The following is a 24565-nucleotide window of genomic DNA, read 5'->3' on the forward strand; positions in this document are numbered from 1 at the left end:
CGCACTCCTCGCTCTTGGTGCCCCTGCTGCCAACGCCGATAGCGGCCCGGACGCACCGAGGAATTTCGGAACCGACCCAGGTAGGAGCCTGACTGACGGGCTCAATAATCTGTTCGGCGGTGAGACTTCCGGTGAGGAGGTGGATCAGGCCGTGGGCTAGGTCGAGTCCGATGGGTCAGGAGTACGAGCTGGGTTGGCTGGTGGCCTTTGCTCTCACGCCTGGCGGGATGGCGGCAGCGGTTTCAGACGGGGTGGTCAGCGGCAACCGGGGCACCCCAAGATCGCACTATCTGTAATCCCCCGACTACGTAGAGAGTCTGACGTGTCCGAGAAGCCGACTCTCAGCACAGAAGTCCGGTGAGGAACACGACCGGCACAAAACGCGCCTGCCACCACGAAGCCGGTCCGCCAACACCGCCGCCCGGCCGGCTACCTCAGGCGTGGTGCGCTCTCGACCAGGGCGTCGAGGCCGGATGGCGGGCGGCCGAGGAGAGCCGCGACGTCCCCGGTCGAGCGGTCGTAGCGGTTCTCGCTGTGCAGTTTGGCCATCGTGGCGATGTGCTCGCGCACGTGCGGTTCCAGGCCGACCGCCGCCAGTTCCTCGGCGCGCCACTGCTCGTAGGGGACGTCGACGTACTCCACCGGACGGCCCAGGATCCCGGACAATTCGGCGGCGATGGCGGCCATGTCCCGCGACACCGCCCCGGTCAGCTCGTAGACGTGCCCGACGTGCCGTCCCGGGTCGGTCAGCACCTGGACGGCGACGTCGGCCACGTCCCGGGCGGCGACCGGCGAGGTCCGCGCGGCGCCGAACGGCAGGCGGATCGTGCCGTCCCGCCGGATCGAGGCGGCGGCGAGGATCGCGAACAGCGGGTTCTCCATGAAGACTGTGGGCCTCAGGTGCGTCACCGGAAGGCCCGACCAGTCCAGGACGTGCTCGGCGAGCCAGTGCTGGTGCTGCTGGCGGGACTCGGCCGGGCTGGTGAGGTCCATCTGCGAGACCGTCATCTGCGACATGTTCACCAGCACTTCGACCCGGCCCGCCTCCAGCGCAGCCGCCGCGATCGTGGCCGTGGCCTCCAGGTAGGACGGGGACACGCTCATCGCGAAGAAGATCCGCCGACAGCCGCCCACGGCCGCCGCGACGTCAGCCCCACGTGTCAGATCGCCCACCACGACCTCGACACCATCCATCACGCGCAGCGCCCGCGCCCGCTCATCCTCGCGGTGCACCAGGGCACGCACCGGTACCCCCGACGCGCTCAGCCGATCCACCACCCGGCGACCGACGCCGCCCACGCCTCCGCCCGCACCCGTCACCAGAATCGGTCGTTGCTCGGCCATGGCCTTCCGCCTCCCACGTTGTCGCGACGGCCCGGGCCCGCCGCCGGGTATGTCCAGGTACCCCGAGAGTCAGCGTAGACAGCAACTCGACGCGTTCATCGCACCCGACCCGGCCGGAGGCGTCAGACACGCACGGGCCCGGGAGCAGCCATGACAGCCCGAGCCCGTGGCAATGGACAGCAGATCAGCCAGGTCAGCGACGCGGCGACCCCGCCGCCACGCGGTGGCCGGTTGTGGTTCCTTTGCGGGGAGCGGGGAGCGGGGAGCGGGGAGCGGGGAGCGGGGAGCGGGGAGCGGGGCAGCGGGGAGGTGGCCGCCGTGGCGTTCACGCCCCAAGAATCCGTCGGCGATCAGGCGGCGCAAAGAGCCGACATCGCGTCCTTGCCCAACGACCCGTACTCCCTGGCAAGGAGATCGCCTGCGGCATCGTCACCAACGTCATCCTGGTCCACCAACGGCACCGCGGGCCGGACCGGGACCAGGCTTCCGCAGCGGCACCTGCCCTTACCCGCGACCGGAACACCAGTCGCCGGGCGCCCGGTTGCTGGCGACGACCAGGGACCGGCCTTGCCGCTCGGAGAAGAGTGCGTAGAGGTCCTCGACCCGGGCGGCGGTGAGCCGGCGCATGGCGAAGTCGTCGAGGACGACCAGGCCGGGACGGACGATTCGCCGCCCCGCCGGGTCCGTCCGGTCTGGCGCGCCTGGCTCAGGGGTGCCGGACCTCGTTGATGCTGTTGATGTTGCCCTCGGGGTTCAGGGTGATGTCGTAGATGTTCCCGGAGCAGGTGTAAGGCGCATTCACGGCGCTGGAGTTCGTCATGCAGTCACCGGAGTGCATCCACAGCTCGCCGACCGGAACCGACTTCGTGCCGCCGGACCCGGTGGCCAGTTCCACCTTGACGTCCCGGGCGAAGAGGGGCGTCCTTGGCCGACAAGGAGCCCTTCGATGGGGGCACGGTGGGCTCACCATCATGTGCCCGGCAGACAGATTCGGCGGCGTCCCGCAGCCACCGGGGCCATCAGCTCGGTCCGTGGCCTTGTTGCTCGGGGCCGACGGGGCCGGCTTGTTCGACGGCCGAGCCGAGGCACTGGAGCCGCCGGAGCTGCCGCCCTAAGGGTCATCCTCCGGGCCGCAGAGGTGAGGCTGCTGGCGGGCGCGGCGACGAGTACAAGTGCGCCGATGTGCCGCTGAGTTGGCTTGAGATCGACAAGTCCCCCGTGAAGTGAAGAGTGACGTGATCATGATGGATCGGGAGAGTTCCACACAGGGGCCTCGCGCGAGCCGATCGCAGCGGCGACGTCCGCCTGCCGGTCCCATTCCGCCGGTACTTCGACGAGCACCAAGGTGCCGCCGCTGCCCGTGCGCACGCGTGGCGTCCGCCTGCCGACGCCTCGTACATCTCGCCTGGGCCCACCGTCACCTCAACACCGTCGACGGCCAGTTCCAGGTGCCGTCGAGCACGAGCAGCACCTCCCCGTAGGCATCGTCCGCCAGGGGAGCGCGTTCATACGGAGTACTTCGGCGACGACCGTCCACACCCCGGCCGGCAGGCAAGAAGTCCAGACACTCAACAACATCCGACCTGCCGTGACATGGGTCGACCGATTCGGCAAAGCTTCATGTCCCGCTGCTCTGCGGTGCCGCTGTCGCCCGGTCGGTGATCATTGCGGCGAGTACCAAGTGCAGATCCCGTCGGACAGCGGACGCCGGGGACGGGACAAGCGGCCGGAATAGCAGCGCCGTGGTGGTTGCGGCCGGGGTGGACGTCGTCCGTCTCCTCGATCCCTTCCTTCACGCGGGCACGCAACTCGAGCCCGGCCAGGCTCGCATCGCCGCTGCGAGGGAGCATTTCCTCGACTCCGAGCGGAGTCATCAGCTGGGTCCGTTGGGGCCGTACCTCTCGGCAAAGGGACGTCGCCCACACCCTGCACCTACGCCATGCCGCAGCCCAGGCGCCATCACTCCATCGACGGGGGAGACAACGCCGGTTTGGCGCGGTGACGCGAGAGTTTCAGCGGCCCCCGCCGGGGCCGTCGGTGCGTCGTTTCGATCCGGGCTGTGTGGGCCAGTGCCTCTCGTGTGGCCGGGGCAGAGGCTACTTTCGATCCCGGCTTGTCAGCCACCTGATCGCCCGCGCTCCGGTGCGTTCGCCAGGGCCGACAGAACCACTCTGGTGACCAGGGGGCGAGTCCTACGCGTCACCCGTCCGGCCTAACATTTCGCGCCAGGTGCTGCGCATGGGTGACACGGTGGTGGTGTTCTCGCACACGACCGAGCCGAGGAGGAGTCATGGGCCGCAGAGACCAGGCCTGAGATCCCTCTGTCCGACAAGGGCAGGAAACTCATGCGGATCGAGGTCCAAGTGTCCCACCACATCGACCTCACCGTGACGGTCGCCCTGCGTCTCTCCCGTAGGGCCACTATCTGGCTCGGCACTCTTGTCGCGAGTGCTGGCGGCAGCGGGGTGGGCTGGCTGATCCTGCGCCGCTGAGATTGAGCCCCCGCCGGCAGCCCCTGGCATTGGCCAGGGGCTGCTCCGTGGCCGGCGCGCTCACCGGCCCCGGCCCCGGACGGCCACCAGGCCGCAAAAACACCCGCCCCACGCCACGCCACGACGTCCACACAGTCCACAGAACAGCATGATCGAAGAGATGGCTCGCCATGCGGGCCATGCTGGCATTCTCCGCGAGCAGGCCGACGGGTCCATCGGCAGGTGACGCGGTGCTTCGCACTCGATCTACACGGCGGGGTGCCTCTTGAGGCGGTTGATGCCGCACTCGACTGCTGTCGGGCCTTGTAGTCCTCCGGGTGGTCGGCGTCCGCGTCCAGTTGCCACCGCCCTTGCCGGGCGCACACCCGCTCCCACCGCGGTGCATACCGAACCACCTGCACCGTCATCCCGCACCGCTGGGCCGCGCACAGGCGGCAGCGGCGGAGCCACGCGCGCCCACAGGACGTCGGACACAAGGTCGGTGTTCACGCCCGGAAGCGCGCCGGAGCAACGCGGTTGAGGTGGGCGAATGGTACCCGGCACACTCACACGATGAGCGAGAGCACACAATCGGGCAGCTGGGACGGCCCCTGGTACCGCGTCAGCACGGAGCAGTTCGAGGCCGCGTTCCTGCCGGATGCCAATGAGAACCTGGAGACCGTGGACAACGTCGAAGTCGAAGTGCGGCTACGGGACGGCTCGCGGTGGAGCGCGACCATGTTCACCGTTGCCCAGGTCGAGGTTTTGATGAAGCGTTGGGCCGCAAGCGGCGAGGCTTTGGGAGGCCGCTACTTCTGGTGCTCGGACGAGCTGATCGTCCACGACGCCGGCATCGGCAGCATGACCCAGGTACTCACCGGCTTGATGGAGAACGGCGAGTTCACGCAGGTCCTTCACCGACTCGACAACTGACAGCCTCTCACCGAGCACAGCACCTGATTCTGAAATGATCGATAAGGCAGAACGAGATGAGGTAAACGACCAGCGCTGGGCAGCCTGCCTCTGTCGGACGGCGTCGACGCTAACCATGGCCGGCCAAAGGGCGATGAATGAAATCGCTGGTGGGTTTGGTGTCTGTATCGATGTAGCGCAGGGTGTGGCCTGGTGCCCACGCTCTCGCCGCCATGTCCGTGCAGACGATCACCTGGTGGCTCGAACACGACCGCCACTCACCACGCCAGATCGCTGCCCACTGCGCTCGCCTCGCCTCGGCGGCCATCGCCGGGTGAACCCTCTCCGACCGCAGGCACAGCGCACAAACCCCCGAGGCTCTTGCCTGCGGTCGGAGAGGGGCGAGCGGGGCAGGACGTTAAGCCTTGTCGATTTGGTCGGCCAGATCGGCCAGGTCCTGGGCGTGCAGGTCGAATCGGTCCGAGGGCGTGGGCGGGTCGCCGACGGAGCGGGCGACGTAGGCGGTGCGCAGGCCGAGGTTCTGCGCAGCGCGCAGGTCCCAGGCGTGGGCGGCGACCATCAGCAGTCGCTCGGTCGGGAGTCCGGAGATGGTGACGGCCAACTGGTAGACGACTGGGTCCGGTTTGTAGGTCTGGACGTCTTCGGCAGAGAGCGCCTGGTGCCAGCGCAGTCCGGCGTGGGAGTTGATTCCCAGTAGAGCTGTCCGGCTCGCGTTGGAGAGTCCGATCAGTGGGAACCGTTCGCCGAGTCGGGCGAGCCCTGCCAGTGTGTCGGGCCATGGCGGGAGCCGACGACCTGACAGGGCCAGGGCCGTCACCGCAGCCGGGTCGTCGACTCCAACGGCGTCGGCGACGAGCTGGGCGGCTTCTTGGTCGAGGACGTCGCTGGTGCGGTAGGGCCGGACGCCGTCGAGGATGCGACGTTGCTCGCGGTCGATGTGCTCCTGCCGCAGCGACAGGAGTTGCTCGATTCTGGGATCGTCGAGCGACGAGTCGAGTTCACGTATCCCGGCGCGGATGCCGGCAGGTTCGTCGACGAGCGTGCCGAGCACGTCGAACACGACGGCATCGATCTCGAGCTCTGACATACGAGGGGTCTCCTGGACGAAGTGGGGCTGATACAGGGCCTGTTGACCCAACGCAGCAGGAGGCCACCCATATTCCGGCCCGCACAGCACACTTGGCGCCCGGCTGCTGCGCGGGATTCCGATGCTGCGGTGGTGGTCCACCTCGGGATGGCAGGCTCGCGGCAGTGACGCGAGCTGGCGGCCACGCCGGTGCCTTACCTCCGGGGTAGAACGTCGATGGGAGCCGGGCGACGTTCCTCTGCCGGAGCGGATGGCGGTCCCGAAGCGGCGGGCACGGCGCGAGCCCAGGGCAGTGTGCCGGCGGCGGCCCGCAGTGTTTCCGCACCGAAGGCAAGGGGGGCATGGGTCTCGGCATGACCATCGTGCTCGGCCAGACGGAAGTGATCGGCGCCCGTCTGACCTTGACCAAACCTGACACCGGCGGCGCACGGGCCAGCCTGAGGCTGGGATATTTCTGAAGATCTTGCGTGTGGGGTTGTCTGGCTGTGGGCCGGATGATGTTTTGCGTCCTGCGGTGGTGGTGTCGATCGTCCAGGTTCCGTCGGTGATGCCGAGTCCGAGGTTGGTCAGTTGGCGGGGGCTCAGGGAGGCAGCGCAATGGTGAAGCCCAGCATCGTTCTACCCAGGGTCTGATGGACGAGTTCGCCGTGCAGCGGCGAGGCGGTGATCGGCGGGTCGGTACAGCACCGCCATCCTGTGCTACCTGCTCACGAACGACCGCGGCCTCGCCGAGGACCTGTTGCAGACCGCTTTGGCCAACTGCTTCCGACATTGGGAGCGGGCGCTCTCCCAAGGGCGCGAGGAGACGTATGTGCGAACTGCGATCATCAACTCGCACATCAGCCGGATGCGCCGGCGCAGAGTACTGAAGATTTTTACCCGGCTCCTGCCTGAGCGCGGCGACGAAGAGGCGACGGGCGAGGTGGACGACCGCGACCTGCTACGCCGGGCGCTGGCCGAACTGGCACCACGTACAAGGGCGGTGGTGGTGCTGCGGCACTACATGGGGCTGACCGAACAGGAGGCCGCGAACACCCTCGGATGCTCGACGGGGAACGTCAACCGGTTGGCGAACCGCGGTCTGAAACAGCTCCGCCTGGCCTTGGGCGACGAGCCACAGGCGGTGGCGTCGGCGGACTGCCCGGTCGTGGACAGGTCCCGGCAGCTCACGCAGAGGAGGGCACGATGACGGAACAAACCGAAAGATTCGCAGAGGATTTGGGGAAGGCCCTGGCTGAACTGGCGGCCGAGGCCGGACCACCACCAGCAGACCTCCAGGCCCGGGTGCGGGCGCGGGTGACGGCATCCCGGCGCCGCCGCACCGGAGTGCCCGTCGGTGGCGCCGCACTGTGCGCCGCGGTGACGCTGACGTTCGGGGCGTTCCAGGGCGGCACGGTCCCCCCCCGGCACGTGCGCCGTCCACCCACCCCGCGTCCCGTATGTCGGCGGGTGCCACACTGCCCGAGCCGTCAACCGCCGCGCCCAGCCCGGCACTGCCCTCCGGCCTCCGGCCCGACTCCCTGGCGAGACTGTGGAACGCGGCGTCCGGAACCATTCACAGCGATGTGCGCGTGCCCCGCAAGGACGCCCAGGATGACCGTCTGCGCCTTGTCCAGGGACGCGAGTCGACCGGTCAGACCCACGTGGCACTGGTCCACACCGTCGGTGACGGCAGCAACAGCCCTACGGTCGTGAAGATCAGGGTTCTCATTGACAGCGAGACCAAGGGCGGGCCTTCGGCGCCTGCGGCAGTGACGTCCTTCGCCGGCTCGGCCGGCCCACGCACCATCGTGGTGCTGCCCGCGGGCTGTGCGGGAAAGTTGCTGCACACCCAGGTGCCGGGAGGCAACCGGATCGACTGGGGCAACGACTCAACCGGCGAGTTGGTCCTGGACAAGCCGATGGTGTCGAAGCGGGGCTCGGTGAAGGTCGGTTGCGGTACGGCGTCCGGCGACTCCTCGTGGGTACTGAGCTTTGCCGACTCCGCGCGCACCAGCCAGAGCGGCACGGTCGAACTGTTCACCGGAGACTGACCATGCCACGACCTGTTCATGGGCGCAGCGCCGCTAGGAAGGCCGCTCTGGTCTGTGCGGGCAGTTCGTCACCCTTGACGGCCTGGTACCCCGCGACATCGGATCGTCCGACAGCGACTCGCCGTTGTCTCCCAGTCCCGAGTCCCGAGTGCCGAGTGCCGAGTCCCCAGTCCCCAGTCCCGCCGAACGCCCACGGGGCCGACGCGTGACCGGGGGCCACCCGGCGCGCCGGCCCGGCACAGGATGGCATGGGCCTGCACGGCTCCGTGATGGCCTCGCAGCCGCTCTCTGTCATTCAGGCTCGTCCGCCTCACCACGTTCGACACAGGCAGGGAGGCCGTGCAGATAGACGACCGGCAGGGCCAGCGGTCAGACGGGGCAAGCACAGTCCGTGATCACGACGTTGTGATCAGTTGAGGGGTGGACGGCGGTGACAAGGGTTCCGAGGCAGGGGACCGGGGACCTTGGGGTGCCGGAGAAGGCACAGGGCACATCGACCGAGCGGTCCGACGCCGAACTCGTCGTGTGCGCCCGGGGCGGGGACGACGCGTCGTTCGTGGTGCTCTACGAGCGGCACTTCGCGTCGGCCCGCCGCCTGGCCGGGCTCTATGCGACCAGTCCGGCGGATGCGGAGGATCTCGCGTCCGAGGGTTTCGCCCAGGTGCTGGGCGCGATCCGGGCCGGCGGCGGCCCGCAGTGGAGGTCTACGCGCCGTTGCTCCCCGTCTAGGACCCGGTGCTGGCCGAGCTGGAGGCGTCGCTGATCGGGCGCGTCTTCGCCGCGCTGCCCGAGCGGTGGCAGACCGTGCTGTGGCACACCGAGGTGGAGGGGGAGAGCCCGGCGCAGGTGGCGCCACTGCTGGGGTTGTCGGCCAACGCGGTTGCCGCACTGGCCTGCCGTGCGCGCGAGGGACTGCGCAAGGAGTATTTCCAGGCACATCTGTCCGAGCAGGAGATGGCACGGGAGTGCTGCAAGTGCGCCAGGAAACCAGCCGCCTATGTGCGGGGCCCTCTGGGGTCGCGGAAGCGGCACCGGGGTCGAAGAACACCTCGACAGGTGCGAGCGCTGTCGCCGACTGCTGTTGGAGCTCGACCTCTTGGAATCCGCGAATCGGACACCACCTGGCTCGACCCTGCGCCGGCCTCGGGAGGCTAGATGCCAGGGACCAACGAGCAAGTCGCCGAGCGGCTCACCGTCCTCAACGCCACGATGAAAGCGATCGAAGCCAGGACCGCCGTCCTCGATGTGATCAGCGTGGCGGTATCAGCGGAGGAGGTGAGAGACGCGGTCATGCGCCTGCTCGGCGTGACGGAGATCGGGGCTCACGCCATCCATGAGATGCCGCTCATGAGGCTGACTCTCTACAACGGAGCCAGGATCGCCGCGGAGATCGAGCAACTCACCGCGCAGACCTGACGAACTGGCGGCTGCGCCGTGGGGGCGGAGTTCATCGCGGGCACCGCTGTGGATGCCGGCCGCTACCGCCACCCGGTCCGCTTCCTGCGGCTACGCGACGACCTTGCGCCGGTGCAGACGCCATGCTTCGAGGGCTGACCGCGCGGCGCGCCGGTGGTGTTTCCGGCTCGGCGACGGGCGCATGGGCCTGGCGGGCGATGTGGTCGGCGCTATGAATGAACCTGCTGTCGACGGTCAGCCAATTCTCGCAACGATCGCACCACGTATGCCGGATCGCCGTTGGCCATCCGGCATACGTGGTGCAGCGACATCCTTGGCGCTGACGGTCATCTTCACCGTTCCTCGGGGAAGGTGTCGCCGTACATCGGCAGGCCGCTCACAGACTGCTCCGGGGAGACTTCCTCTTCGATGACGTCCCAGTGCTCCATCAGAATGCCGTCTTCGATGCGGAGGAAGTCGACGGCGATCCATGGGGCGGGTTGTCCGTGTCCCGTGAAACGGCCGCGCACCATGACCATGTCCCGTTCCGCCATGATCAGCTCCCACTCGTGCTTCAGCTCCACCGGGAGGCTTTTGACCAGGTTGAACAGGCCGTCCCGGCCGGGAGCGATATGGGCGCTGTGCTGGATGTAGTCGGAGGACCAGAAGCGTTCGGCGGCGGTGTAGTCCCGCTGGTTGAACAGGGTGTCGAAAGCCTCGCGGACGACGGCCTTGTTCCTGTCTTCGATGGTGGTCATGGGTTGGTCACCTACTGTTCGATGTTGGGAGGGGATGGTGCGGACGCTGGGGCGTCGCTGGGCGGCAGGGGGCGGGGCCGCCGTGACGGGCGTTTGAACTTGGTCTGTGCGGGTTCGGTACCGGCGCGCCGGCGGCCGTTGCCGGGAGCGTTGGGGCTATGACGGCTGCGGCCCCGAGGACGAGGCTGACCAGCGCAGTCTTGAGCCTCATGTTCTTGACATGCGTGGTAAGTCCTCTCTGGTGAGGCGCGGTTCGGTGCGGCGTGGCGGGATGGCGGTCACCAGTGCGGGTTCGCGAAATCCAGCACGAGGCGTCCGCGCACGCCACCGGTGGCCAGACGCTGGTGTGCCTCGGCGGGGCGCGAGGCCGGCAGCAGGTCGCCGACGCGGAGGGTCAGCTCGCCGTTCTCCGCCTGGCGGGCGATCCGGTCGAGCAGGGCGGTGTCGGTGGCGGCGCTGTAGGAGGAGATCGGGTGGATCGTGATGCCGCGCTCGGTGGGGCCGGTCCAGCCCTTGAGGCTGACCAGCGCTCCGCCGTCGGCGATCGCCCCGAGCGCCTGCGCGTTGAGGGCGGCGCCGTCGATCAGTGCGGGCGCCCCGCCGGCCAGCGCACCGCGGATGTCGGATACGGCGTCCTGGCGCCGTGGCACGACCTGGTCGGCGCCCAGGTCCCGCACCGTCTTCTGGTCCGCGTCGGATGCGTACGCCAGCACGGTCAGCCCATCCGCCTTCGCCATCTCGACCGCGAATCCGCCGACCGCTCCCGTGGCTCCTGCGACGACGAGCGTCGTGCCGGGGGTCAGGGCGAGCGCGTTGAGGGACAGTCGCGCGGTGACCGCGTTGAGCAGCAGCGTGGCCGCCTCGGGGAAGGTGGCCTTCGCGGGAGCCGGCACCACCGATGCCTGGTGGACGACCAACTGCTCGGCGTAGGTGCCGCCGTGCGGGCCGAAGGGGGATGACGTAGGCGATCACGCGGGCTCCCACGGCCAGGCGCCCGTCGGTGCCCGGGCCGAGCTTGTCCACCACACCGGCCACGTCCATGCCGGGCACGTACGGGACAGGGCGCGCTGCGAGTTGGTCGGCTCGCCCTCCGGTGCGGAAGGTGATGTCCGTGGGGTTGACCGCGGTCGCGTGGACGCGGATGCGTACCTCCCCGTGTCCGGGCTCGGGCGCGGGCAGGTCCAACACCTGCAGAACCTCGGGCCCGCCGAACCGCGTCAGTCCGATCGTCTTCATGGTCTGATGCACCCCTGTCCTCCTGGTCGTGGGCGGTCGTGTCGGGCTTCGGGCTGTGCACGGTCCGCCGGCCGGTGCGGCAGCCGCTGGGCCGGCGCGGACGCGCGGCGTTCACTCCTGGAGCAGGGCGGCCATGGAGGTGTTCGACTCGGTGACGTAGGCGTGCTCGCCCGGTCCGGCGTTGTCGCGGTAGGTCCGGGCCTGCTCGACGACGATCTCCTCGCTGTCGGTGGCAAGTGCCTCGACGGCCTGGGCGATGAAGTCCTCCAGCGGCATCGCCTGCCCTTCGCCGTCGACGCCGCCCAGGCCGGTGGCCACCCACGGCGGCACGATCTCCTGGACCTTGACCCCGGTGTCACGCAGCAGGAATCGCTGGGACAGGGCGTAGGAGTGCAGGGCGGCCTTGGTGGCGGAGTAGACGGCGAACGGCGCGAGCGGCGTGAAGGCGAGCGCGGAGGTGTTGTAGAGGATCGTGGCGTCGGGCTGCCTCTTGAGGTGCTCGATGAAGGCCGAGGTGGTGCGGATGGTGCCGAGCAGGTTGGTGGTCATCTGCGCGGTCGTTGTGGCCTCGTCCAGCGGGGAGGCGGCGTCGTCGGGCAGCATGATGCCGGCGTTGTTGAGCAAAGACGTTGAGGTCGGGGTGGGCGGCCAGGACCTGTTCGGCGGCCTTGGTGGTGCTGTCCGGGTCGGCGATGTCGAGCTCGACCACCTCGATGCCGGGGTTGGCGGCGGCGACTTGGTCCAGGACGTCGCGTCGACGGCCGGCGACGATGACGGTGTTGCCGAGGCGGTGCAGGGCCTCGGCCAGGCCGCGGCCGATGCCGCTGCCGCCGCCGGTGATCAGGATGGTGTTTCCGGTGAGCTTCATGAGGTGCTCCTTGGGGTCTCAGACGGCGGCCAGGGCCGGGTAGTCGGTGTATCCGCGGGCGCCGGAGGCGTAGACGGTGGTCCAGTCGATGTCGGTGAGCGGGGCTCCGGTGGCGAGCCGGGCGGGCAGGTCGGGGTTGGCGATGAACGGGCGGCCGAAGGCGACCACGTCGGCAAGCCCTGATGCGATCAGGTGGGCGGCCCGCTCGGCGTCCAGCTCGACGTTGGCGATGAGCGTGCCGTCGAACAGCGGCCGGAAGTGGGCGAACATGCCGTCGCCGTCCAGTCCGTCGAGCGGGGTTGCGGTCAGGTCGTGCGTGGCGCCCATCACCAGGAGGTGTGACAGGCCGTTCAGGTGGGAGATGACGTACTCGGCGGTGGGCAGGGTTTCGTCGTTGGCCTCGAACGGGCCGGTCTCGTGCATCGGGCCGATCTTGATGCCGGTCCGTTCGGGGCCGACAGCCGCAGCCACCGCCTCGGCGATCTCCAGGGTCAGCCGGGCCCGGTTCTCGATGGAGCCGCCGTAGGCGTCGGTGCGCTGGTTGGTGGCCTTGTTGAGGAACTGGGCCGGCAGGTACAGGAAGTTGGCGAGGATCTGAACGCCGTCGAACCCGGCGGCGATGGCGTTGCGGGCGGCGGTGGCGTAGTCGGCGATGGTCTGACGGATCTCGGCCGTAGTCATCGCGCGCGGCGTGACCGTGGGCTTGCGGCCGGTCGGGGTGACGCTGCGCTGCCGCGGGTCGACCGCGGAGGCCGACAGCGGGAGTGCTCCCTCGCGCAGGTCGGGGTGCGAGATGGCCCCGGTGTGCCAGAGCTGGGCGATCATGCGACCGTCGGCCGTGTGCACGGCCTCGGTCACCTGTCGCCAGCCGTGGATCTGCTCGGGGCTCCACAGTCCGGGTGTGTCGGCCCAGCCGAAGCCGTCCGGGCTGATCGCGGTCGCCTCGCCGACGATGAGGCCGGCGGAGGCCCGCTGGGCGTAGTACTCGGCCTGTAGTGCGGTCGGCACATGACCGGGGTTGTCGGCGCGCATGCGGGTCAGGGGTGCCAGCGCGATGCGGTTGGGCAGCTCCAGGTCGCCCATCCGGACCGGTGTGAACAGCGATGCGACGTTCATCGTGTGTTCCTCTCACTCACTCACAATGTCGCTCGACATTGTTTTATGCCCGACCCGCCGCGATGTCAATGTCGAACGACATCGTGTACGGTGGGTGAGGCAGAGAGAGGGAGGTACCGGGCATGGGTGTGTCGCGGCAGAAGGCGGCGCAGAATCACGACGCGATCGTGACTGCCGCCGAGACGCTGTTCCGTCAGCGTGGAACGGAGGCGGTCGGCCTGGTGGAGCTCATGGCTGCCGCCGGGATGACCCGGGGCGGCTTCTACAACCACTTCGCTTCCAAGGGAGCACTGGTGGACGAGGTGGTCGCCAAGGCCATGGCCGACGGGCTGGCCAACTTCACCGCGGCCCTGGACGCGTCCCGCGAACGCGGGGCCGACCCGGTCGACACCCAGATCGACTGGTACCTGTCACCCGAGCACCGCGCCGACATCGACCACGGCTGCCCCAACACGGGCTTCCTCGGCGACGCCCCCCGCCTCGACGACGACGCCCGCGCCCGCTACACCACCGGGCTGAGCGCCAACCTGCACCGCTTCAGTCAGGCCGTCCAGGACGCCACTGGACTGGACGAGAAAGAAGCCTGGTCGCGCTCGCTCGCCCTCTTCAGTCAGATGGCCGGCGCGCTCCTGCTGTCCCGCGCGGTCGCCACCACCGACCCGGAACTCTCCGACCAGCTACTCGCCGCCGCCCGCCGGGACCTCCACACCCGCGCCCACCACAGCTGAGACCACGCCGTCAGCTCGCAGGTGGCCGACCCGCCGGTACGGCTCCGTCCTCCGGCGGAGGCGACGGAAGCCCTCGTGGAATGCCGGCACAGAGGAAGGCGCCGACCGGATGCCGCCCGCCGACCTCGCCCACACCCCGCGGCGCCAAGCCTCTGGTTGCCGCCCACAGTGCGCCACGCGGGTAATGTTCAGCCAGGTGTTGCTCGGCCGGGTCGGCGGCGGCATCCACGATCGCGCTGACCATGTCCTGCATCTGATGCTTGGCCCACGCGAACCGCCGGGGGGACGCCGGCGAACGGCCCGCCCCGCACCAAGCCCAGGGCGGCACGCAGGTGTGCAGCTGCCTGTGGACCAGGACTGCTGGTCGCGGCTGCGGTCAGGCGCTGGATTCGGTGCCAGTCGGAGTCGACCGTGGGGGCCGAGGCGTAACGGACATCGGTGGTGCCGGCGACGACCGGCAGGCAGGGAAGCGTGAGCGGCACGGGATACCTGGCCGTCAGAGGGCGGTGGACTGGCGGGTGCATACGCGACCGGCGATCCGGCGCACCCCTCGGGCGCGGGTGCCCGGATGATTCTTCGGCTGCACGGCTCCTTCGGCAGCCTTCAACTGAGCTGCCCGGCCAGTCCGGCAGTGATGTCCTCGGGGCCGCGGACGGTCGATCCACTGGATCGCCCCAGTTCCCAACGTGACGTTTGAGCATGTGTATGAACTCACGGCGAGGCGAGCCTGGCATCTGTCCATGGTCCGGGGGAGGAGCCGCTTCTACAGTGCACTTACTGTCGATGTACGCGAGGGAGTTCCGCTGGGCGACCCCCGGCACTCCTCGTCGGGCAGGGCGGCCCTCCTGGAGGAACGACAAGTCGTGGCTCTCGTACCGATCTTGGCGTCATGAGTCAGCGAGTCCGGTGGTCCGGGCCACCGTCTTTGCGACGGAGCGGACGTGCTGTGCGTGCCTTCGCGTCCGGTGGATTGTGCCGCCGAATTCGGTGCATACGGTGCTTCACGTCGGCCTGAGACGTCGCGCTTCTGCCGTGTGAGAGCTGCTTGTGCAGATGCCAACCCGGTCGTACGGCCCAGAAATCCTGGTGGACCGGTGTACCAGCGGAGTCGGCCCGATCTGCTCCGCCGGGCGGCACGCGCGCCGCCCACTGTTCCCACAGCGCCTCAACGCCTGCGACAGCCGGGCCCGGGTCGCCGGCAGTCGAGGCCGTCCCGTTCATGGCCTGGAGTACTGCACCAGATCCGATGGGAGTAAACCAGTGAGTGCTGCGGCCCAGCAGCCTGTTCCGCCTACCGGCATCATCCACCGCCCACCGCCCACGGGCGGTCGGCCCGCCGATCCCCGTGCCGCCGGGTGTCACTGTGGCCGGTTGCTCATCCGATGCAGCGGATGCCAGAACCTCCGCTGCCTTGACTGCGACCCCTGCACTTCCGATGACTGCATCTTTGACCTCTGAGCACTCCCACAACCGAGTCTCCCGCGACGAGAGCACGCGTAACGCGTTCGGAGCGGGCGGGGAACCGGAGCGGTATTTCGTTGTCATCGGCAGCGACGTGGCGCGCCGGGTCTGCGGATTCCTGCAAGCGGCGGGGCACCTCGTGCAGCACTTGGCGCAACCCACGGACGAGGAACTGCGCCAGACACTCGACCGGGAGGTGGCCGGCGTCGCCATCCTGCTGGACGACGACGTCGAATCCCTGCGATACGCGCTCGCCATCGAGCACATCTGCCCGGGCGTCAGACTGGTGGTGACGGTCTTCGACCGGACGGTGGCCGAGCAACTCGTACGCATGGTCCCGAACTGTCAGGTCCTGTCGCCGGCCGACGTCGCCGCTCCCATTCTGCTGGCCGCCTGTCTCCAGCCCGACCTGCTGGCCCTCAGCCCGAGCCCATCAGGCCACGTCGGCGCCCGGTGGGAGGAGGGCGCCGTGAGCCTGGAGACGTACCGGCCACCGCGCTCCCTGAAGTACCGGGCGCTGCTGGGGAAGTTCAGAGGACAGCTACGGCCGCACGACGGCAGTTCGCGGATCATGCTGGCCGGCCTCACGGGGCTGCTCGCGGTGCTGCTGGCGGACTGGACGTGGTCCGTGGTCTTGAACCACCGACCGCCGGTGGAGGCTCTCTTCGAGGCGGTGCGAACGGTGTCGGCCGTCGGTCCCGCATCGGCGCAAGGGTCAAACGCCTACCTGGTGTTCGCCAGCTTCGCGATGCTCATCACCATCGTGTTCACCGCCGTCTTCACCGCCGGCATGGTCGACCGCCTCCTGGCACCCCGCTCGGTCGGCGTGGTCGGCCCCCGGGCCCTTCCCAGGGCGGGCCACGTGGTGGTCGTCGGGCTCGGGCAGGTGGGGTTGCGGTTGTGCACTCGGTTGCAGGACCTCGGTATGGGGGTGATAGCGGTGGAACGTGACCCAGCTGCCCCGAACCTGCGATTGGCCAGAGCCCTTGGCGTCCCGGTCGTCGTCGCCGATGCCACTGACAAGTTCGTGCTGCGCAGGCTCAGTCTCCACACGGCGCAGGCCATGGCCGCCGTCGCCTCCGACGATCTGGACAACATCGCGGTCTCCGTTGCCGCCCGAGCGGTCGCGCCCGATCTGCGCGTGGTCATCCGGGCAGGCGACCACGAGGCCATCGCCGAGACCCAGTCCCTGTTCAGGATCGGCATCGTCCACGACATGGGCAGCTTGAGCGCTGCGTACACGACTGCGAGCCTGATCGGGCTGCGGCCACGCGGAGTACTCGCGCACGGTAAGCGGTTGCTTGTGGAGTGCGCGAACGGGGAGTTCGTGCCATGGCCGCTCGCGTCCCGGTGCGATCACCAGCAGGACAGGCACTCCGAGGCGGACAGCGGCGCCCGCGTAACTGCCGGAACGCGCCGACCAGACCCCGGAGAAGGAAGAGAGGACCGCAGACGCGGATGAGTGTCCCCGAAGGACTCGGGCCACCGTCCGTCCGTGATGATCGAGCAGCATATGGCGTGTCAGAGATCTCTTACTGCCTGGAATCCACGACCTTCTTCCACCGCAGAGGCCGGGGTCGGCCTGCGGCACGTGCCGACGTCGCCGGCTGAGCCGCTGGTGGAGTTGCAGGCCGCCCCGGCAGGGCTGGACGTTGAGGCGAGCGAGATCGGCATCCTGGATCCCGAGGATCCGGCGCGGGCCCGGCCCGACGGGCAGGTGCTTGCCGTCGGGGTGCGTGGCCGCGCCGTGCTGCCCGTGCTGCGGGCGGCGGGTCCGGCCGGGGCAGCGGCGGTCGCGGTCACGCTCGATGCCCCAGGACAGACCGCCATGCTCGGCGAAGCAGTCGCGGAGGCCGGTACGGCGTTGCTCTCGGTACACCGCGGGAACGGGAAGTGCTGACCCGGTCGGGCGCGGCCGGCGGATGCCGTGATCCACCTCGCGATGATCCACCTCGCGATGATCGACCTCACAAGCCGACGCCTCACCCGTGAAACCACCTCGAATTGGTGGCACACCTGCATCTGGGATCAAACGCCACCGCAGCGAAAACGCTCTTTACGTAGCGAGTTTCGGGGGAGCCGACCTCAGTGGGCCGCCCGGCAGCCGCCCGGCAGCCGTCCGGCACTTACCGGTGGGGGCCGTGCAGAAGCGCGCTCCGCCCACGATGCGGGCGCGTGGGATCCGGGTTGCCGTCTCGTCAGGCCAAGGCGGGACCCGCTCACGACCGGGTGCCCATGTCGGTGGGAATGTCCTGCTCCGTCCAGATGATCTTGCCGGTCGTCGTGTAACGGGTGCCCCATCGCCGGGTGAGTTGGGCCACGATCAGTAGGCCGCGTCCTCCCTCGTCGGTGGTCCGGGCATGGCGCAGGCGCGGCGAAGTGCTGCTGGCGTCGGAGACCTCGCAGATCAGCCCTTGGTCCCGGATCAGGCGCAGACTTACCGGTCCGGTCGCATGGCGGATGGCGTTGGTGACCAACTCGCTGACGATGAGCTCCGTGGTGAACGTCAGATCGTCCATGCCCCACTCCGCCAACTGCCGGTTGGCGAGGGCGCGGGCGTTCGCCACGGCCGCCGGGTCGCTGGGTAGGTTCCATGACACGACCCGGTCCGGAGCCAGGACGCGGGTCCGGGCGAGGAGCAGGGCCGCGTCGTCGGACGGTGGACCCGTCAGCAGGGCGTCGACCGCACCCAGGCCGATCTCCTGCAACGTCGGCCCGGGCGCCACGAGGGCGTCGCCCAGTCGGGAGAGCCCGACGTCGAGATCCCGGTCGAAGGTCTCGATGAGGCCGTCGGTGTAGAGGGCGATGAGGCTGCCTTCGGCCAGCTCCAGTTCGACGGACTCGAAGGGGAGGTACCCGAGGCCGAGGGGCGGTCCGGCGGCCAGGTCGACGACGTCGGCGGTGCCGTCGCGGCCGACGATCACCGGTGGGAGGTGACCGGCCCGGGCCAGCGTGAACCGTCTGCTGACCGGGTCGTAGACAGCGTACAGACAGGTGGCACCCATGAACGCGGCACCCGCGGTCTCGTCCTCTCCCTCCGCCGGCCCCATGAGGCCGATGACCAGGTCGTCCAGATGAGCCAGCAGTTCGTCCGGGGGGAGATCCAGATTGGCGAGCGTGCGTACCGCGGTGCGCAGACGCCCCATGGTTGCCGCCGCGTTCATGCCGTGTCCGACGACGTCCCCGACGACCAGTGCAACCCGGGCTCCGGAGAGCGGAATCACGTCGAACCAGTCGCCGCCCACACCGCTGGGGGCATCCGCCGGGAGATACCACGACGCCACCTCCAGAGCGGACCCTCCGGTGAGTTCCTGCGGCAGCAGGTAACGCTGCATGGAGCGGGCCGCTGTGCGCTCGCGCGTGAAGCGGCGCGCGTTGTCGACGCACACCGCCGCGCGGGAGACGAGTTCCTCGGCGAGACGCACGTCGTCGTCCTCGAAGGGGCCGCTACGCCGGGAGCGGGCGAATGTCGCCACACCGAGGGTGACGCCGCGCGCCCGCACCGGAATCACCATCAGCGAGCGGAAGCCGAACTTGCGGATGGAGGCGCCCAGTGACTGGTCTTCGGTCACCCAGGCGCTGGTGGAGCGGTCCAGGATGCGTTCCACGAGAGTCCTGCTTTCCAGCAGGCAGCGGGTCACGGGCGACGAGGGTGCACGCCGGACCGTTTCGCCCAGGGCCAGAGTCGCCTCCGGACAGCCCTCCCGCACCGACTGCTGCCCCGCTCGGCGGATGACGGGCGTCATGCCGACCGGTCCGGGGGTCGGCTCCTCGCCCCTCATGACCGAGTCCAGCAGGTCGACGGCGACGAACTCGGCGACGGCCGGCACGGCCTCGTCGGCCAGTTCCTGCGCGGTCCGCGTCACTTCCAGTGTGCTGCCGATTCGGGCACCGGCGTCGTTCAGCAGAGCCAGGCGTTCCTGGGCCCGCCAGCGCTCGGTGACGTCGATGACCATGTACCAGATGCCCACGTACCGGCCCTGATGGTCCTTCATGGCGAAGAAGGAAGCGGAGAAGGCGCGTGTGCGGTGGGGATCGGTGTAGCTGGGGCCGCGGAACTCGTAGTCCAGCACCGGGTTCCCGGTCTCGAGGACCCTGTGCATCCGCTCCTCGAAGGCTTCCGCCTCAAGCCTCGGCAGGACCTCCCCCACCTGCCGCCCCAGTCGTTGTTCGAGGGGGATCAGGCGGCCCAGTGGCTCGTTCACCCAGACGTAGCGCAGATCCGCGTCCAGGACGGCCATGCCGACCGGTGCGTGGGTGAGGAACGGGGTGAGCATCAGCTGGCTCACCCCGCCTCCCGGCATCCGCCAGAAGGCCCGTTTCGGCGGCCGGCCGACGAACCTGCCGAAGACCAGTGCGGCGACCGCGGCGACCAGTACACCCGGGACCATTTCGTAGATGCCCGACTCGAGCGGCCCGAGCAGTGGATTGACCTTTTTCCAGAGAAGCACCGTGGTCGCACCCGACACGATCCCGGCCATGGCCCCCGCCCAGGTCATGCGCGGCCAGTACAGCGAGAGGAGGACGACCGGCCCGAACGCGGCCCCGAAGCCCGCCCAGGCGTAGGCGACGATGCCCAGCAGCCCGCCGCCGTTGAGCGCGATCACGAAGGCCACCAGGATCACCACGACGACGGCCCCGCGACCGACCCGCACCAGCACCCTGTCCGAGGCACGCCGGTTGAGGAACGCGCGGTAGAAGTCCTCCGTGAGCGCGACGGACGACACCAGTAGCTGGCTGTCCGCGGTCGACATGATCGCGGCCAGTACGGCGATCAGCATCACCCCGGCGATCCAGGGATTGAGCAGGATGCGGCTCAGGACGATGTACACCGTCTCGGGGTCGTGGAGCGGCGTGCCGAGCAGCCCGATTCCCGCGAGGCCGACGAGGGTGGCACCGGCGAGTACGACGATGACCCACCCCGTTTCGATACGGCGGGCCGCGGGGATGGCCTGGATGCTGCGGATGCCCATGAAACGGGCCAGGATGTGCGGCTGACCGAAGTAGCCGAGGCCCCAGGCGAGCAGCGAAATGATCGCGACGGCGCCGAGCGACCCGCCTGCCGACCACCGCCCGTCGGCGTAGTTGACCTTCGCCCCCATGTCCAGCAGACCCGGCGCCTTCTTGCCGAGGGCATCGGCCAGTTCCCGGAAGCCTCCGAGGGCCCCGACACCGGCCAGGGGGACCACGAGCAGGGCGAGGAACATCAGCGTCGCCTGCATCACGTGCGTGAGGCTCACGGCGAGGAAGCCGCCCAGGCTCGAGTAGATGACCATCACCAGGGCCGTCAGAGTCACCCCGAGCCCGAAACGGATGTTGAAGGCATGCTCGAACAGCAACCCGCCGGCGACCAGACCACTGGCGACATAGACGGTGAAGAACACGAGGGTGACCGCTGCCGAGACCATCCTGAGCATCCGGGTGCGGTCCTCGAACCGCTCCTCCAGGTAGGCCGACAGGCTCAAGGCGTTCTCGGCACGCTCGGTGTAGGTGCGCAGCCTCGGCGCGACGAACCGCCAGTTGAGGTAGGTGCCGACCGCCAGGCCGACTGCGATCCAACTGGCGCCGATGCCGGTCGCGTACACCGCTCCGGGAAACGCGAGAAACAGCCAGCCGGACATGTCACTGGCCCCTGCGGACAGGGCGGCGACCAACGCGCTGAGCCTGCGGCTCCCGAGGGCGAAGTCGGCGAAGGTGTGAGTACGGGTATATGCCCAGACACCTACTCCGATCATGGCGACCGCATACACGAGGAACGTGGTCACGATCGGCGCACTCAACTCGAACATGTTCTCCTCGCCCGCGAGGTTCATGAGCACCGGGCGCGACCAGAGGCGCGCCTGGGAGCCCGGTCTACCCTGGCGGGTAAATGTACCGATTTGGGTCGCCAGGCAGCGACCGCCACCTCCACGCCGGTGTCGAACGGCCGATACGTGCCACAGCCGCGCGCCACGCCACAGCTGGGTGCGGCTCTGTAGTTGTCGCCATCGGGACGGGTTGGAGACCACGGACCGTCCACGGACCGGGGTGGAACCTGGCGCGATGGGCGAAGAGACGCTGGATCGGCCGAGCTTGACTCTGTCGGGGAACTTGGCGTTTCCCGGTGCGGCAGCGTGATCAGCGGGCCGCCACGAGCACGTCATCAGCGGGAAGGGATTCGCCGCGCAGGCCACCGAGACGTGCGTCCGGCAGCGTCAATGTGATCACGGATGTGGCCACCACCTCGGCCGCCACGAAAGACGCCCAGGGACTGCCCGATGGGTCGCCGTGGGCCGGCGAAGGCGCCCGCGTTTGAATAACCTAGGAGTCCTAGGTTACAACTAGGATCCCTAGGAAGCCGGGGAGGGCGTATGGTGCGGGCCGGGTTGACGGGGGAGCGGGTGACGATTGCGGGGGCCGAGCTGGCAGACGAGGTCAGCCTCGAACGGGTGACCATGTCGCAGGTGGCGCGGCGGCTCGGGGTGAAGGATGCGAGCCTCTACTCGCACGTCCGCAATCTGGAGGACCTGCGCGGGCGGATCGCGCTGCTGGCGGCGGACGAGAAGACGATCCGTATCGCAGGGGCGATCGCCGGGCGAGCGGGCAAGGATGCGCTGGTCGCGTACGGGAACGCCTGGCGGGAGTACGCCCACGAGCATCCGGGGCGCTACATGGCGACGCAGGTCCGGATCCAGATCGATCCTGAGCTGGCCGCACAAGCGCCCGGACCCCGGCGCGCGGTCGAGCTGACCTACGGCATGCTGCGCGGCTACGGACTGGCCGAGCCCGACCTGACCGACGCGGTCCGTTTGCTGCGCAGCACCTTCCACGGGTTCGTGGCCCTTGAGGCCGTCGGCGGGTTCGCGCACGAGCGTTCGCCGCAGCAGTCCTGGATCCGCGCCCTCGACGCCCTGCACACCCTCCTGGAGCACTGGCCACCCTCGCAAGAAGGAGACCTCACATGACCGACCCGACCATCGGCAGCCTGCGTGTTGACGGCGCGACCCTGCACTATCAAGTGCGCGGCCATGGGCCGCTGTTGCTGCTGATACCCGGAGGCGCGGGCGGCGCCGCCGCCTTCGACGGCATCGTCGACGACCTGGCCGCTGAATACACCGTCGCGAGCTACGACCCGCGCGGCATCTCCCGCAGCACGCTGGACGACCCCGACGCCGAGCAGCGCGTAGCCGAGCACGCCGACGATGCGTTGCGCATGGTGGAACTGCTGTCGCCCAGTGAGCCCGCCCGGGTGTTTGGCGCCAGCTCGGGCGCGATCGCCGCCATCCACCTGCTCACCACCCAGTCCGAACGCATCGAACGCCTCGTGGCGCACGAGCCGCCGGTTGTGGAGGCCCTCCCGGACGCTGCCGAACACCGCGCGTACCTCGCGCGCGTGCAGGAGACGTTCCGCACGCAGGGGCTCATGCCGGCGATGGCCGTGTTCGCCGCGGGACTGAAGAAGGGCGGCGACATCACCGAACCAGAGCCCGAACTCAAGCTTCCGCCGCAGGCGGCGGCGCGGGCCGAGCAGACGATGGCCAACCTGCCGTACTTCCTCGGACGCATCGTGCCCAGCTTCATGTCGTACACCCCGGACATCCACCGGTTGGAGACGCTGTCGAACCGACTCGTGCTCGCCTGCGGCCAGGACTCACACGGCGAACTGCCCAACCGTACGGCCACTTCCCTGGCCCAGCGCCTCGGCACGGAACTCCAGCACTTCCCCGGCGGGCACACCGGCACGACCACGCACCCTGCCGAGTTCGCGGAACACCTTCGCAAAGCCCTCAGCTCCTAGGTGTATTGGCCCATAGGGTTGTTTACGCGGGTGACGGGTGGCTGTCCGCGGGAAGCGGTGAGGCCAGGCACCTCGGCGGTCTCTCAGAACCCCGTCGCAGAACGCACTAGTTCTGAGAGGACATCTGCGAGTGGTGAGCTGGGCGAATGCGGGCGGTTCACGCGTGGCCGGGCGGCCCTTTCGACTGCCCCCCGTTTGTGAGAGACCCGAACCGATCTCGACGCCGCGCTCATCCTGTGGTTGATTGCCGGACCGTAGACGAGCAGCCCGACGACGCGCACGAGCCCGCTACTGAGGTGGCGGGCTCGTGCGTGGTCGACGTCTTATGAGCCGTTCGACCAACTGAGGGAACGGCGGAAACCGACCCGGGACGCCCTCCGGTCGGCAGTGGCTGGAGACGTGATGATCACGGCACAGCCCGCCACCCGGAGGGAACACCCGATGAGCGACACCACAGTCCCCCTGAAGCAGCGAGTCGGCCGGTACGGCGCCTGGAGCGTCGAACTGCGCTCGGAGGACCCGGCCCGGCGCGGCGAACTGGACGAGGCCGCTGCCGAGCTGGAGGAACTCGGGTACGGCGCCATCTGGCTCGGCAACAACAGCACCGCCGACCACGTCGCCCCGCTGATCGGGGCGACGCGCCGCATCGTCGTCGGCACCAGCGTCCTGAACATCTGGCAGCAGGAAGCCGCCACGACCGCGGCCGGCTTCGACGAGGTGGAATCGGCGCACCCCGGCCGCTATCTGGTGGGTCTCGGCGTGAGCCACGGCCCGCTGGTGAAGGACTACAGCCGCCCGTACGCGGCGATGACCGGCTACCTCGACGAGCTGGACGGGGCCGGCGTCGCCGCCGACAGTAGGGTGCTGGCCGCACTGGGCCCGAAGATGCTGAAGCTGTCCGGCGAGCGGGCGGCCGGCGCCATCCCCTACCTGGTCACGCCCGAACACACCGCCCGGGCCCGCGAGATCCTCGGCGAGGGCCCGCTGCTCGCCCCGGAGCTGAAGGTGGTCCTGGAGACCGACCCAGTCCGAGCCCGCGCCCTGGCCCGCGACGCCCTCGCCATGTACCTCACCCTGCCGAACTACACCGACAACTTCCTGCGGCACGGCTTCACCGAAGCCGACCTGGCCGAGGGCGGCAGCGACCGCCTGATCGACGCGGTCTTCGCCTGGGGCGACGAGAACCGCATCCGCGACCGCATCGACACCTTCCACCAGGCAGGCGCGGACCACGTGGCCCTCCAGATGCTCACCGGCACCCACAGGGACAAGCTCCCGAGGGAGGAATGGCGCAGGCTCGCTTCTCTATGGGGATAACGGCCTCGGGGGAACACCGGAACCGTGGTCAGCGGTAGCGC

At 69.2% G+C, this 24565-nt stretch carries 23 protein-coding genes and 2 pseudogenes; 14 read left to right on the forward strand and 11 right to left on the reverse strand.

Going from position 1 to position 24565, the window contains the following annotated elements:
* Window positions 1–429 precede the first annotated feature (429 nt).
* From IEZ17_RS34660 to IEZ17_RS34670, 3 genes are all read right to left on the reverse strand, one after another.
* Window positions 430–1344, reverse strand: a complete 915-nt coding sequence (locus IEZ17_RS34660) for an NAD(P)H-binding protein (protein WP_189307242.1) — start codon at window positions 1342–1344, stop codon at window positions 430–432.
* Between the two features lie 504 nt (window positions 1345–1848).
* A complete protein-coding gene (locus IEZ17_RS44000) occupies window positions 1849–1971 on the reverse strand; it encodes a hypothetical protein (RefSeq protein ID WP_268249879.1) in 123 nt (40 codons plus the stop codon).
* 79 nt (window positions 1972–2050) lie between these two features.
* Window positions 2051–2239, reverse strand: a complete 189-nt coding sequence (locus IEZ17_RS34670) for a hypothetical protein (RefSeq protein WP_189307244.1) — start codon at window positions 2237–2239, stop codon at window positions 2051–2053.
* A gap of 1450 nt (window positions 2240–3689) precedes the next feature.
* Between IEZ17_RS34670 and IEZ17_RS34675 the strand changes: the two genes are divergently transcribed.
* The 3 genes from IEZ17_RS34675 to IEZ17_RS34685 all read left to right on the forward strand — a co-directional run bounded on the left by IEZ17_RS34675 (window position 3690) and on the right by IEZ17_RS34685 (window position 4748).
* The gene (locus IEZ17_RS34675) at window positions 3690–3836 is read left to right on the forward strand and encodes a hypothetical protein (protein ID WP_189307246.1); all 147 of its coding nucleotides are present in this window, start codon (window positions 3690–3692) and stop codon (window positions 3834–3836) included.
* Between the two features lie 148 nt (window positions 3837–3984).
* Complete coding sequence (locus tag IEZ17_RS34680) at window positions 3985–4062, forward strand: mycothiol transferase (RefSeq protein ID WP_229852934.1); 78 nt, start codon at window positions 3985–3987, stop codon at window positions 4060–4062.
* A 326-nt stretch (window positions 4063–4388) separates the two neighbouring features.
* Window positions 4389–4748, forward strand: coding sequence for a hypothetical protein (locus IEZ17_RS34685; protein WP_189307248.1), 360 nt, complete (start codon window positions 4389–4391; stop codon window positions 4746–4748).
* 397 nt (window positions 4749–5145) lie between these two features.
* Here IEZ17_RS34685 and IEZ17_RS34690 read toward each other — a convergent pair whose 3' ends face one another.
* On the reverse strand, window positions 5146–5835 hold the full coding sequence (locus tag IEZ17_RS34690) for a haloacid dehalogenase type II (RefSeq protein ID WP_189307250.1): 690 nt from the start codon (window positions 5833–5835) through the stop codon (window positions 5146–5148).
* Between the two features lie 703 nt (window positions 5836–6538).
* Between IEZ17_RS34690 and IEZ17_RS34695 the strand changes: the two genes are divergently transcribed.
* The 5 genes from IEZ17_RS34695 to IEZ17_RS34715 all read left to right on the forward strand — a co-directional run bounded on the left by IEZ17_RS34695 (window position 6539) and on the right by IEZ17_RS34715 (window position 9284).
* Window positions 6539–7024, forward strand: coding sequence for a sigma-70 family RNA polymerase sigma factor (locus IEZ17_RS34695; protein WP_268249880.1), 486 nt, complete (start codon window positions 6539–6541; stop codon window positions 7022–7024).
* 382 nt (window positions 7025–7406) lie between these two features.
* The gene (locus IEZ17_RS34700; protein WP_189307254.1) at window positions 7407–7868 is read left to right on the forward strand and encodes a hypothetical protein; all 462 of its coding nucleotides are present in this window, start codon (window positions 7407–7409) and stop codon (window positions 7866–7868) included.
* Window positions 7869–8337: 469 nt separating this feature from the next.
* Window positions 8338–8631 carry an RNA polymerase sigma factor gene (locus IEZ17_RS34705; RefSeq protein ID WP_189307256.1) on the forward strand — a complete coding sequence of 98 codons (294 nt, stop codon included), beginning with the start codon at window positions 8338–8340 and terminating at the stop codon, window positions 8629–8631.
* Window positions 8604–9023 (forward strand): RNA polymerase sigma factor, encoded by a 420-nt coding sequence (locus IEZ17_RS34710; protein ID WP_189307258.1) that lies wholly within the window; start codon window positions 8604–8606, stop codon window positions 9021–9023. Before IEZ17_RS34705 ends, IEZ17_RS34710 begins: the two co-directional genes overlap by 28 nt.
* Window positions 9024–9284, forward strand: a complete 261-nt coding sequence (locus IEZ17_RS34715; protein WP_189307260.1) for a hypothetical protein — start codon at window positions 9024–9026, stop codon at window positions 9282–9284.
* Between the two features lie 332 nt (window positions 9285–9616).
* On the opposite strand, the gene IEZ17_RS34720 is transcribed toward IEZ17_RS34715, so the two are convergent.
* The 6 genes and pseudogenes from IEZ17_RS34720 to IEZ17_RS34735 form a co-directional block, all read right to left on the reverse strand.
* Window positions 9617–10021: a nuclear transport factor 2 family protein gene (locus IEZ17_RS34720; protein WP_189307262.1), complete on the reverse strand. Its 405-nt coding sequence runs from the start codon at window positions 10019–10021 to the stop codon at window positions 9617–9619.
* 278 nt (window positions 10022–10299) lie between these two features.
* Window positions 10300–10938, reverse strand: coding sequence for a zinc-binding dehydrogenase (locus IEZ17_RS34725; protein WP_308427743.1), 639 nt, complete (start codon window positions 10936–10938; stop codon window positions 10300–10302).
* 91 nt (window positions 10939–11029) lie between these two features.
* Window positions 11030–11257 (reverse strand): annotated as a pseudogene (locus IEZ17_RS44285) (alcohol dehydrogenase catalytic domain-containing protein); the annotation flags it as partial.
* 111 nt (window positions 11258–11368) lie between these two features.
* Window positions 11369–11881 carry an SDR family NAD(P)-dependent oxidoreductase gene (locus IEZ17_RS34730; RefSeq protein ID WP_229852930.1) on the reverse strand — a complete coding sequence of 171 codons (513 nt, stop codon included), beginning with the start codon at window positions 11879–11881 and terminating at the stop codon, window positions 11369–11371.
* 55 nt (window positions 11882–11936) lie between these two features.
* Window positions 11937–12125, reverse strand: a pseudogene (locus IEZ17_RS43305) (SDR family NAD(P)-dependent oxidoreductase); the annotation flags it as partial.
* 18 nt (window positions 12126–12143) lie between these two features.
* On the reverse strand, window positions 12144–13241 hold the full coding sequence (locus IEZ17_RS34735) for an alkene reductase (protein ID WP_189307264.1): 1098 nt from the start codon (window positions 13239–13241) through the stop codon (window positions 12144–12146).
* 122 nt (window positions 13242–13363) lie between these two features.
* Here IEZ17_RS34735 and IEZ17_RS34740 point away from each other — a divergent pair, with 122 nt between their 5' ends.
* From IEZ17_RS34740 to IEZ17_RS34750, 3 genes are all read left to right on the forward strand, one after another.
* Window positions 13364–13969 (forward strand): TetR/AcrR family transcriptional regulator, encoded by a 606-nt coding sequence (locus IEZ17_RS34740; protein ID WP_189307266.1) that lies wholly within the window; start codon window positions 13364–13366, stop codon window positions 13967–13969.
* A 1447-nt stretch (window positions 13970–15416) separates the two neighbouring features.
* Entirely contained in the window at window positions 15417–16892 is a 1476-nt protein-coding gene (locus IEZ17_RS34745; protein ID WP_229852931.1) for an NAD-binding protein, read from the forward strand.
* Between the two features lie 33 nt (window positions 16893–16925).
* A complete protein-coding gene (locus tag IEZ17_RS34750; protein WP_229852932.1) occupies window positions 16926–17330 on the forward strand; it encodes a hypothetical protein in 405 nt (134 codons plus the stop codon).
* A gap of 319 nt (window positions 17331–17649) precedes the next feature.
* Here IEZ17_RS34750 and putP read toward each other — a convergent pair whose 3' ends face one another.
* Window positions 17650–21219 carry a sodium/proline symporter PutP gene (putP, locus tag IEZ17_RS34755; protein ID WP_189307306.1) on the reverse strand — a complete coding sequence of 1190 codons (3570 nt, stop codon included), beginning with the start codon at window positions 21217–21219 and terminating at the stop codon, window positions 17650–17652.
* A gap of 561 nt (window positions 21220–21780) precedes the next feature.
* Here putP and IEZ17_RS34760 point away from each other — a divergent pair.
* From IEZ17_RS34760 to IEZ17_RS34770, 3 genes are all read left to right on the forward strand, one after another.
* Window positions 21781–22374 (forward strand): TetR/AcrR family transcriptional regulator, encoded by a 594-nt coding sequence (locus tag IEZ17_RS34760; protein WP_189307273.1) that lies wholly within the window; start codon window positions 21781–21783, stop codon window positions 22372–22374.
* Window positions 22371–23207 (forward strand): alpha/beta fold hydrolase, encoded by an 837-nt coding sequence (locus tag IEZ17_RS34765; RefSeq protein WP_189307275.1) that lies wholly within the window; start codon window positions 22371–22373, stop codon window positions 23205–23207. Before IEZ17_RS34760 ends, IEZ17_RS34765 begins: the two co-directional genes overlap by 4 nt.
* A 441-nt stretch (window positions 23208–23648) precedes the next feature.
* Window positions 23649–24524, forward strand: coding sequence for an LLM class F420-dependent oxidoreductase (locus IEZ17_RS34770; protein WP_189307277.1), 876 nt, complete (start codon window positions 23649–23651; stop codon window positions 24522–24524).
* Window positions 24525–24565: the final 41 nt, after the last annotated feature.

Origin of the sequence: Streptomyces albospinus (assembly GCF_014648695.1) — a bacterium.
Lineage (GTDB): Bacteria > Actinomycetota > Actinomycetes > Streptomycetales > Streptomycetaceae > Streptomyces > Streptomyces albospinus.

Excerpts from the sequence above, each read along its gene's own strand:
- IEZ17_RS34660 (WP_189307242.1), bottom strand. The coding sequence starts at position 1,344 with ATGGCCGAGCAACGACCGATTCTGGTGACGGGTGCGGGCGGAGGCGTG.
- IEZ17_RS44000 (WP_268249879.1), bottom strand. The coding sequence starts at position 1,971 with ATGCGCCGGCTCACCGCCGCCCGGGTCGAGGACCTCTACGCACTCTTC.
- IEZ17_RS34675 (WP_189307246.1), top strand. The coding sequence starts at position 3,690 with ATGCGGATCGAGGTCCAAGTGTCCCACCACATCGACCTCACCGTGACG.
- IEZ17_RS34680 (WP_229852934.1), top strand. The coding sequence starts at position 3,985 with ATGATCGAAGAGATGGCTCGCCATGCGGGCCATGCTGGCATTCTCCGC.
- IEZ17_RS34685 (WP_189307248.1), top strand. The coding sequence starts at position 4,389 with ATGAGCGAGAGCACACAATCGGGCAGCTGGGACGGCCCCTGGTACCGC.
- IEZ17_RS34690 (WP_189307250.1), bottom strand. The coding sequence starts at position 5,835 with ATGTCAGAGCTCGAGATCGATGCCGTCGTGTTCGACGTGCTCGGCACG.
- IEZ17_RS34715 (WP_189307260.1), top strand. The coding sequence starts at position 9,024 with ATGCCAGGGACCAACGAGCAAGTCGCCGAGCGGCTCACCGTCCTCAAC.
- IEZ17_RS34720 (WP_189307262.1), bottom strand. The coding sequence starts at position 10,021 with ATGACCACCATCGAAGACAGGAACAAGGCCGTCGTCCGCGAGGCTTTC.
- IEZ17_RS34735 (WP_189307264.1), bottom strand. The coding sequence starts at position 13,241 with ATGAACGTCGCATCGCTGTTCACACCGGTCCGGATGGGCGACCTGGAG.
- IEZ17_RS34740 (WP_189307266.1), top strand. The coding sequence starts at position 13,364 with ATGGGTGTGTCGCGGCAGAAGGCGGCGCAGAATCACGACGCGATCGTG.
- putP (WP_189307306.1), bottom strand. The coding sequence starts at position 21,219 with ATGTTCGAGTTGAGTGCGCCGATCGTGACCACGTTCCTCGTGTATGCG.
- IEZ17_RS34760 (WP_189307273.1), top strand. The coding sequence starts at position 21,781 with ATGGTGCGGGCCGGGTTGACGGGGGAGCGGGTGACGATTGCGGGGGCC.
- IEZ17_RS34765 (WP_189307275.1), top strand. The coding sequence starts at position 22,371 with ATGACCGACCCGACCATCGGCAGCCTGCGTGTTGACGGCGCGACCCTG.
- IEZ17_RS34770 (WP_189307277.1), top strand. The coding sequence starts at position 23,649 with ATGAGCGACACCACAGTCCCCCTGAAGCAGCGAGTCGGCCGGTACGGC.